Below are 9,318 nucleotides of genomic sequence, written 5' to 3' on the forward strand. Positions count from 1 at the left end.
GATAAGATAAGATGAATAAGGTGTGATTTGTTTAGAAGGGAAGAGATGGTGTGTTATTTAACTCGTTTGAGTTTATTTTTTTATTTTTACCGATAGCATTTCTTTTATATTTTCTATTAAATAAATTGGGACAAACTACTTTAGCGAAAGCTTGGCTTGTGGCAGCATCTTTATTTTTCTATAGTTATTGGAATATAAAATATTTGCCGCTTATGTTAATATCGCTCATTGTGAACTACTTTATTGGAATGAGGCTCGTGAAGCATAAGAGTAAATTCCTTTTAACGGTAGGTTTAATATTTAATATAGGGATGCTTAGTTATTTCAAGTATTATGATTTCTTTTTGCAAAATGTGAATTCGTTATTTGGAACTCATTTTACATTATTATCATTAACGTTACCGCTTGCGATTAGTTTCTATACATTCCAAAAGATTGCGTTTTTAGTAGATACATATCGCGGGGAGACGGAGGCATGTCATTTTCTTGATTACGCTCTGTTTGTAACATTTTTCCCGCAACTTATTGCAGGTCCGATTGTGCACCATGCGCAAATTATGCCGCAGTTTGCTGATCGTAGTAAAAAGCGTTGGCAATCAAATTATATCGTTCTCGGTATTTTTGTGTTTGCCATCGGTATTTTCAAAAAAGTAGGGATTGCAGATGTTTTATCTCCCGTTGTACGGGAAGGATTTGATGTACAGCAGTCGCTAACATTTGTTGAAGCGTGGCTTTCATCATTAGCGTTTACATTCCAGCTATACTTTGATTTCAGTGGATATAGCGATATGGCAATTGGGATTGCGTTAATGTTCAATATTAAATTGCCTCAAAACTTTAATTCCCCTTATAAAGCGGTGAGTATACAAGATTTTTGGCATCGTTGGCATATGACATTAAGCCAGTTTTTAACGAAATATGTGTATATTTCTCTTGGAGGGAATCGAAAAGGAATTACGCGTACATACGTCAATATTATGATTGTCTTCTTAATAAGTGGACTTTGGCATGGTGCTGGTTGGACATTTGTTTTTTGGGGATTTCTGCACGGATTAGCTTCTGTCGTTCATCGTTTGTGGAATAAAGCAGGAGGTCGCATGCCGGCTTGGGCAGGATGGCTCGTGACGTTTTTCTTCATTAATATAACGTGGGTATTCTTTAGAGCAACATCGATGCATGATGCGGTGAAAGTGCTAAAAGGAATGTTTGGATTTAATGGATTCGAACTAGCAAATAGCGTGTTCCCGGTATTTATTATTGAGAAACTACAATTTTTAAAAGAGTACGGTGTTTCATTTACTGAAGCATACCATGTTTCATTATTAAATACGGAAATAGTAGCGTACATTTTCGGGGCATTATGTATTAGTTTCTTCTTAAAAAATTCAATTCAGTTAAAAGACTCATTCCGTCCGACAGTATGGACAGCGTTATTTACTGCAATATTACTTGTGTATAGTGTGTTGCATTTAACGAGTATTAGTGAGTTTTTATACTTTAATTTCTAGGTGGAGAATATGAAAAACAAACAGTGGCTTATTTTCGTTTTTGTATGTGTTTTTGTTCCACTTGCTGGTGTTGGAATATTTAATGGCTATGCAGATTCACTTTGGTTATTCTCGCATAAAAATAAGTGGAATGATGTTCAGTTTGGGTTTAATGAGAGACAACAAAAAACGAATTATATAACATATCGTCCGTTTACTTATGATGGCGTTATACTTGGAAGTAGTAGAACGACGTTTATCAATGAAAATGATTTTACCGGATTAAACGCATTTAATTATGCGGTAAGCAGTACAGATCCGCGTGAATATGATGCGTACATTGAATATGCAAAAGAGAGAAAAGGTAGTGAACTATCTTCTATTGTGATTGGTTTAGATTTCCTTGGAACGAACAAAAATAGAGAAATCGGTTTTGATAAACCAGAAGTGTATATTAATGAGGCGCAAAGCTTACTATATCCAATTAAATCGTATGTGAGTATGGATGGGATTACACATTCCCGAAATACAATTCAAAACTCCATTCATCACAATAAAACTATCGATGTATATAATCGTGATAATGTAAAATCGATGCGTGAGTATACGAAAGAAGAGCGCGATGCACAAATTGCCGCGCAAGTAGAGAAATTTAGTAGAGAGATTTATGGCGGGAATTATGAGTATCAAAATATGAAGGAAATATTGGGTACTGTAAAATCTCATAATCCGAATGCAAAGTTTTATATTTTCACAACGCCTGTTTCAGAGCCATTGTTCCGTACGATGATTCAATCAGGACGATGGGAAGAGTATAAAAGATGGCTCCATGATGCTGTCGATGTATTTGGAGAAATACATCATTTCATGTATTTAAATTCAGTAACAAAGAACTTAGATAATTATATGGATGGACATCATTTCAGACCAGAAGTGGGGAAGATGATTGCACATAAAGTTGTAAAAGAAGATGATGATAATGTGCCGAAAGATTTCGGTATTGTTATTACGAAGGATAATATTGATGAGGTGCTAGAGGGAATTCGAGCGTCTTTTCAGTAGAATAAAAAAGAAGCAGTATCCAAATGGATGCTGCTTCTTTCTATTCTATTTCTAAATCAACAATTAAGTAAGCAAGTATTACAACGAAGAAAATACTAACGGCTGGTGCTGTTAACACGTGTCCAGACATAAAGGCGATACCGAGTGATAAGACGAGTGTGCTAGCTAGTAGCATATGTTTTACGCTAAATAGTTTCTTGAAGTTTGTAATCAAGCGAATGAATATTTTTATACCGAAATAAAGAAGCGGCAGTAAGTACATAAGGAAACCAACAATTCCGAATGCAAAGAATAGGTCGTGGAAATCCATTTCGACTAATTTCATTTTCGTTGTATAGTTACCAGCGTAGCCCATTCCAAATAGTTTTTGAGATAGTGGTGCTTCTTTATAGTATTGTTTGTATACTTTTAAAAACTTGTCACGATCACTATAAATTAAACTTTTCATTTCAGAGTCTGTTAGTTCGCCTTGCTTATGTTCTTCTTCTTGAACTTCTTTACCTTCTTTTCGGTCTTTTTCTTCTTGTACTGATTTTTTGTATTCATATATTTGTAAGTGAATGCTCATGTTTTTGGCGATAGGAGTTTGCGGTGTAAGAACGAGTAAACCACCTAATACGACAGCAGCAACAACTGTGTTTACAAGATATGTGAATCCTTTTCCTTCTTTTTTACGATGCATCATATATTGAATGAATGAGAATAGTAGTGCAACGCCGAGCGTAACAATGATTGCACCATATCCTACTTTCGTTCCGACCATAAGGCTTGCATACATTGCGAGTACAGTTGGAATCCAGTAATAGAATTTCGAGAAAGACGTTGTTTTATGAATTGAGTATAAGACAACGATTGGGAACATAATTGCAAAAATAGCACTTAAATCATTCCCCGCAAAGAACCAGCCTCTTGAACCGATCTTTGAGTGCGGGTAGCTTTGGAAGTCTGTACCCGTTACCATCGCTGCAATGAGTGAAATACTCAAAATTAATGTTGCATATAAGAAATAGGTAATCATTTTATGAAATACATATTCGTTATTTTTTAATTCCTTTAGTGCGATAATATATCCAAACAGTAGTACAATTGGATATACACTTTTCAAAATAAATTTCACTTCTTCTCCAAATGAAACTGGAGATTTAACCATTAAATTATTCACAAGGCCGATTGCGAGTACGATGCCAAAGAGACATAAATAAAGAATATACTTTTTCGCGCCTTGTTGTTTATGGTGAAGAAGTAGATAACCTAATGCAAGAAGCATAAAGGCGAAACGGACTATGATTCCGACTGTTGCGCTCATGTGTAATACATAGATTGAAAAAGATGTTAATAAATCTAAGATTGGTTGAAACACGATGAATAGCAGTAGGAAATGCGGGAAGGAATTAGCCGTCTGTTTTAACTTAGTAACCATATGTTCCTCCATTTCTTCATTCCTTTATTTCAGCACCCCTCTATTAATAGGAAGGGGAATGAATTTCTTTTTATATCAGACTTAAGAATACACCATTTCATTGTAATGGTAAATAGATGAGAAGAGGCGATAAACCGACTTTAATTGCTATATTTTTCAACGAAATTGTATGTTTTATACAAGGCTATATACATAATATGAGATTATTAGACAGAAAATTAAGAAAAAAGAAGGGTTTTTTACCTTCTTTCTATAATTATATAAGTATAATCTTTATGTAGAAAAGAGGGGTATATATAATGGAAGTAACAAGTAAAACAGAATCTGTCATTGTGAAATATGAAGGGCACGTTGCAACGGTTATGGTCAATCGCCCAGAGGTGTTAAATGCATTAGATGAGCCAACGTTAAAAGAGCTATTGCAAAAACTGAAAGAAGTAGCGGAGAGTTCTGCGCATATTGTTGTGTTATGCGGGAACGGCCGCGGTTTTTCTGCGGGTGGAGATATTAAATCGATGCTTTCAAGCAATGATGAGAGCAAGTTTGATGGTATTATGAATACTATTTCTGAAGTTGTTGTGACTTTATATACGATGCCAAAGCTTGTGATTAGTGCGATTCATGGACCAACTGCTGGTCTTGGATTAAGTATTGCATTAACAGCTGACTATGTGATGGCGGATATTTCATCCATTATTGCGATGAACTTTATTGGAATCGCTTTAATTCCAGATGGTGGCGGCCATTTCTTCCTGCAAAAGCGCGTTGGTGAAAATATGACGAAGCAAATTATTTGGGAAGGAAAGAAATTATCAGCGACAGAAGCGCTTGATATCGGTTTAATTGATGAAGTAATCGGTGAGGATTTCCAAACAGCTGTGAAGCAAAAAATTAGTGAATGGTCACAAAAACCGATCAAAGCAATGGTTCAAACGAAGCAAATTTTATGTGAAGTCAATCGTTCTAATTTAGAACAAACGTTGCAACTTGAAAAACGCGGTCAATATGCGATGAGACAAACAGCGGATCATAAAGAAGGCATTACTGCGTTTTTAGAAAAGCGTTTGCCAGCATTTAAAGGGGAATAAAGTGAAACTTTAATCAGTGGGGGTTTTCTTCATCCCCCACTGATTATTAGCCCTCACCAATCGGACTTTTATGGGCAGCCCGACCCCCACCTAAATTCTTTGCTTTCGCTGAATTTTGAGGTGGGGGTCTTACTACCCATTAAAGCGGGATAAAGTGAAATTTGAATAAATGATAGTTTTACTACCGGTTAATTTAGAATAAAGGGGAGAAAGTGCTAACACATTTTAGTATAATTGTGTTAGCACTTTTTTTAAGGAGTAATATATGAAGAAACTTATCGGTGTTATCGGCATGATTGTAATAGCATATTATGCTTTACATAGTACACCATCTATGGCGGTGCGAACTGCTCTATTTTTTGAAGGGCATCCAAGCGTTGCGTTTTCTGGCGAAGTGACGAAAGAAAAAGATGTGAAAAAAGAAGCAATTCCAGCTGAGTACCAAACTTTATATGGTAAGGAAGAAGAATCAGAACACTATTTTTTTCCTCACGTAAGGGCACATGGATCAGGAATTGATATGCTTAGTGCATGCGTGAAGAAGAAATGGTTTTTCTATAAAGCAGAGCTCGGATGTTATTAAACATAGGAGGATGAATGATGTCAGCGTATAACAAGTTAGTAAGAGACCGTGTTCCAGAGAAGATTTTAATGTCTGGAAAAACATATACAGCACAAAAATTAACAGGACACGCATACATACAAGCTTTAGCGAAAATTGGAACAGAAGAGATTCGTGAATTTGCTTCTATGAAAGAGCGTGAACATGCGCTTGATTCTCTTGCGGATGCACTGGAAGTAATTATCTCTTTAGCGCGTGCAGAAGGTGCAACAATTGAAGATGTAGAACGTCTTCGTAAGAAAAAAGAAATAGAGCGCGGTGGGTTTGAAAGAGGCATTTATTTATTAGATGTTTCAGAAGAATAGTTTTATAGGGAAAGCATAGTGTTAGTGAGTAACGCTATGCTTTTTTGTTACAATTAAGCTAATAAAGAAGATAGCTGTTAATACCCAGCCAATCGTAATAGAAGTAGTAGTGTGAACTGCATAAGAAACTTGTAAACAAAGTAATGATGCTAAAAACCAAATGAGTGCAATGTGTATATATTTTTTGGATATATTCATATTTTATAACTCCTTTTGTATACTAAAATGAATTTTACTACAATTTAGAAAATTGAGCTATATAAGTAGAGGTTTTCTAGCAAATTTTGTATACTAAATAATAGAAAAAATGAGGAGGAAACGACAATGGCACATCATGCGAAAGAAACGATGGAACTGATTAAAGAGCTTGTCTCTATTCCAAGTCCGTCTGGGAATACAGAAAAAATCATCCGTTTTATTGAAAACTATGTAAGTGAGTGGAACGTAGAAACGAAGCGTAACAATAAGGGCGCTCTTATTTTAACGGTAAAAGGGAAAAATGATGCACAGCACCGTTTATTAACAGCACACGTTGACACATTAGGTGCGATGGTGAAAGAAATTAAGCCTGACGGTCGTCTAAGTCTTTCTATGATTGGTGGATTTCGCTGGAACTCTGTAGAAGGGGAATATTGCGAAATTGAAACATCAAGCGGTAAGACGTATACAGGAACGATTTTAATGCATCAAACATCTGTCCATGTATATAAAGATGCAGGTGAAGCGAAACGCGACGAGAAAAATATTGAGATTCGTATTGATGAGCGTGTATTTTCAGCTGATGAAGTACGCGAATTAGGAATTGAAGTAGGAGACTTCGTTTCATTCGATCCTCGCGTTCAAATTACAGAGAGTGGATACATAAAATCACGTCATTTAGATGACAAAGTAAGTGTTGCGATTTTATTAAAATTAATTAAGAGATTACAAGATGAAAACATAACATTACCATATACAACTCATTTCTTAATTTCTAATAATGAAGAGATTGGATACGGTGGTAACTCTAATATTCCAGAAGAAACGGTTGAGTATTTAGCGGTTGATATGGGAGCGTTAGGTGATGGACAAGCATCTGACGAATATACAGTATCTATTTGTGCAAAAGACTCTAGCGGTCCGTATCATTATGCGCTGCGTAAACATTTAGTAGAGCTTGCGAAGACGAACAATATTGAATATAAAGTAGATATTTATCCGTACTATGGATCGGATGCGTCAGCTGCGATTCACGCTGGATTTGATGTGAAACATGCATTAATTGGAGCGGGTATTGATTCTTCTCATGCATTTGAGCGTACACATGAAAGTTCGATTGCACATACAGAAGCACTTGTTTATGCATATGTATTATCAGAGATGATTGCAGAATAAGAAAAGAAATAGGCTACCTCTAGTAGCCTATTTTTTGTTTGCAGAGAAATCGACTGTATTTAACAAAAAGTAAATTAATTGTAATTTATTTTACAATATTAAGAAAGTAGGTTTACTACATAATTCGAGTATTATAAAATGATAGAGGCGCACTAATTTTTTTTGTCTGAGTTTACTTTGATTTATATATTAAGATTACGCGTTATTAAAAGATGATTGTTGAGAGGAGTATTATTTTTTATGAAGTATCGTGCAGTCGCGGCAGGTATTTTAGCCGCAAGTTTATTATCGTCTCCAGTAAGTAGTTTCGCAGCAGCGAAGAAGTTTTCGGATGTTCCTACATGGGCGCAAGAATCAGTTGATTATTTAGTAGGGAAAAAAGCGCTTGATGGAAAGCCAGATGGAACATTTTCTCCATCTGAAGCAGTAGATAGAGGATCAGCTGCAAAAATTTTAGCAGTCGTTCTTGGTTTACCAATCGATCCAAAAGCAAAGCCATCTTTTAAAGATGCACAAAACCATTGGGCAGCTCCGTACATTGCTGCAGTGGAAAAAGCAGGTGTAATTAGTGGAGATGGTACTGGTAATTTCAGTCCATTCAGCAAAATTAACCGTGCATCTATGGCATCTATGTTAGTACAAGCATACTCATTAGATAAGAAAATTATTGGAGAACTTCCAACACAGTTTGAAGATTTGGGACCTCATTGGGGTAAGAAACAAGCTAATATTTTAGTAGCTTTAGAGATTTCTAAAGGTACGGGAAACGGCTGGAATCCTGAAGGAACTGTAACTCGTGCAGAAGCAGCTCAGTTCATTGCGATGGCTGATCAAAATAAAACAGATACATCAAAAAGAATGTATATGAACAGAAACTTTATTACATATCATCAACCATCATTATCATCTGGTATTACTGATGTTCAGCATAAGCCACAAATGGTTGTAGTGAAAGAACAAAGAGCAAACGGCTGGTTAAAAATTGTAACGAGTAAAGGTGAGAAGTGGACACCTATACAAGAAAAAACAGAAACGATTAATCAAGACTTTACTGCATATGAAACAGCTTCACATAGTTCTAAAGTGCTAGGTACATATAATGCACAAACAGTAACGATTATGGAAGAGAGTGGCAGCTGGATTCGTATCCGCGTAGGCGCTGGTTTCCAGTGGGTTGATAAAAATCAATTAAACCCAGTGAAGCAAGAGAACTTCTTAGAAGGTAAAGCGATTATTATTGATCCAGGTCACGGTGGAATTGACTCGGGTAATCCTGGTTATTATGAGAAAGAAAGTGAAACTGTATTAGATGTATCATTACGATTAAAGAAAGTATTTGAGCAAAAGGCACCATTTACTGTTATGTTCACTCGTACAGATAATACACGTCCAGGAACAAGTGGTCCTGATTCATTAAAGAAACGTGTAGAATTTGCGCAGAAACATAATGGAGATATTTTTGTAAGTATCCATGCCAATGGTTCTGAAAAGAAAAATGGACAAGGAACAGAAACATTATATTATCAGTCAGCAAGAGCAAAAGTAACGAATCCGCATGTAGAAGACAGTATGTTATTAGCACAAAAAATTCAAGACCGTCTTGTAGCAGCACTTGGAACAAAAGATCGTGGTATAAGACATCAGGACTTATACGTAACTAGAGAAAATACAATGCCAGCTGTATTAACAGAATTAGCATTTGTAGATAATAAAAGTGATGCAGATAAAATTGCTACACCAAAACAGAGACAAGCTGCAGCAGAAGCGATTTATCAAGGTATTTTAGATTATTACGAAGCGAAGGGTAATAACGTATCTTCTTTCCGTTAATAAATAAAAAGAGATTGCCAATGGCAGTCTCTTTTACAGAGTGTTGGGAAACCCTGAAGGGGTTCCCAACACTCCGGAATCTTTTTTGATTTTAGTGAAAGAAAACAATATAAAATCATAGAATTTAGAA

At 35.8% G+C, this 9,318-nt stretch carries 9 protein-coding genes; 7 read left to right on the top strand and 2 right to left on the bottom strand.

Annotation, left to right across the window (positions count from 1 at the left end; genetic code table 11):
* Nucleotides 1-50 precede the first annotated feature (50 nt).
* Together ACUXEY_RS17655 and ACUXEY_RS17660 are read left to right on the top strand one after the other, a co-directional pair.
* Nucleotides 51-1,508 carry an MBOAT family O-acyltransferase gene (locus ACUXEY_RS17655; RefSeq protein ID WP_461301244.1) on the top strand — a complete coding sequence of 486 codons (1,458 nt, stop codon included), beginning with the start codon at nt 51-53 and terminating at the stop codon, nt 1,506-1,508.
* 9 nt (nt 1,509-1,517) lie between these two features.
* Entirely contained in the window at nt 1,518-2,549 is a 1,032-nt protein-coding gene (locus ACUXEY_RS17660) for a hypothetical protein (RefSeq protein ID WP_461301245.1), read from the top strand.
* Between the two features lie 40 nt (nt 2,550-2,589).
* On the opposite strand, the gene ACUXEY_RS17665 is transcribed toward ACUXEY_RS17660, so the two are convergent.
* Nucleotides 2,590-3,969 carry an O-antigen ligase family protein gene (locus ACUXEY_RS17665; protein WP_461301246.1) on the bottom strand — a complete coding sequence of 460 codons (1,380 nt, stop codon included), beginning with the start codon at nt 3,967-3,969 and terminating at the stop codon, nt 2,590-2,592.
* Nucleotides 3,970-4,268: 299 nt separating this feature from the next.
* On the opposite strand from ACUXEY_RS17665, the gene ACUXEY_RS17670 reads away from it, so the two are divergent.
* The 3 genes from ACUXEY_RS17670 (at nt 4,269) to ACUXEY_RS17680 (ending at nt 5,984) form a co-directional block, all read left to right on the top strand.
* On the top strand, nt 4,269-5,057 hold the full coding sequence (locus ACUXEY_RS17670; protein ID WP_461301247.1) for an enoyl-CoA hydratase: 789 nt from the start codon (nt 4,269-4,271) through the stop codon (nt 5,055-5,057).
* 265 nt (nt 5,058-5,322) lie between these two features.
* Nucleotides 5,323-5,640: a hypothetical protein gene (locus tag ACUXEY_RS17675; RefSeq protein ID WP_429600903.1), complete on the top strand. Its 318-nt coding sequence runs from the start codon at nt 5,323-5,325 to the stop codon at nt 5,638-5,640.
* Nucleotides 5,641-5,657: 17 nt separating this feature from the next.
* The gene (locus tag ACUXEY_RS17680) at nt 5,658-5,984 is read left to right on the top strand and encodes a nucleoside triphosphate pyrophosphohydrolase (protein WP_429600902.1); all 327 of its coding nucleotides are present in this window, start codon (nt 5,658-5,660) and stop codon (nt 5,982-5,984) included.
* Between the two features lie 21 nt (nt 5,985-6,005).
* Here ACUXEY_RS17680 and ACUXEY_RS17685 read toward each other — a convergent pair whose 3' ends face one another.
* Nucleotides 6,006-6,182: a hypothetical protein gene (locus tag ACUXEY_RS17685; protein ID WP_461301248.1), complete on the bottom strand. Its 177-nt coding sequence runs from the start codon at nt 6,180-6,182 to the stop codon at nt 6,006-6,008.
* 126 nt (nt 6,183-6,308) lie between these two features.
* On the opposite strand from ACUXEY_RS17685, the gene ACUXEY_RS17690 reads away from it, so the two are divergent.
* Nucleotides 6,309-7,358 (top strand): M42 family metallopeptidase, encoded by a 1,050-nt coding sequence (locus ACUXEY_RS17690; protein ID WP_461301249.1) that lies wholly within the window; start codon nt 6,309-6,311, stop codon nt 7,356-7,358.
* Nucleotides 7,359-7,598: 240 nt separating this feature from the next.
* A complete protein-coding gene (locus ACUXEY_RS17695; RefSeq protein WP_429600899.1) occupies nt 7,599-9,188 on the top strand; it encodes an N-acetylmuramoyl-L-alanine amidase in 1,590 nt (529 codons plus the stop codon).
* Nucleotides 9,189-9,318 lie beyond the last annotated feature (130 nt).

It is taken from the genome of Bacillus sp. F9_6S_D1_P_5 (assembly GCF_054823925.1).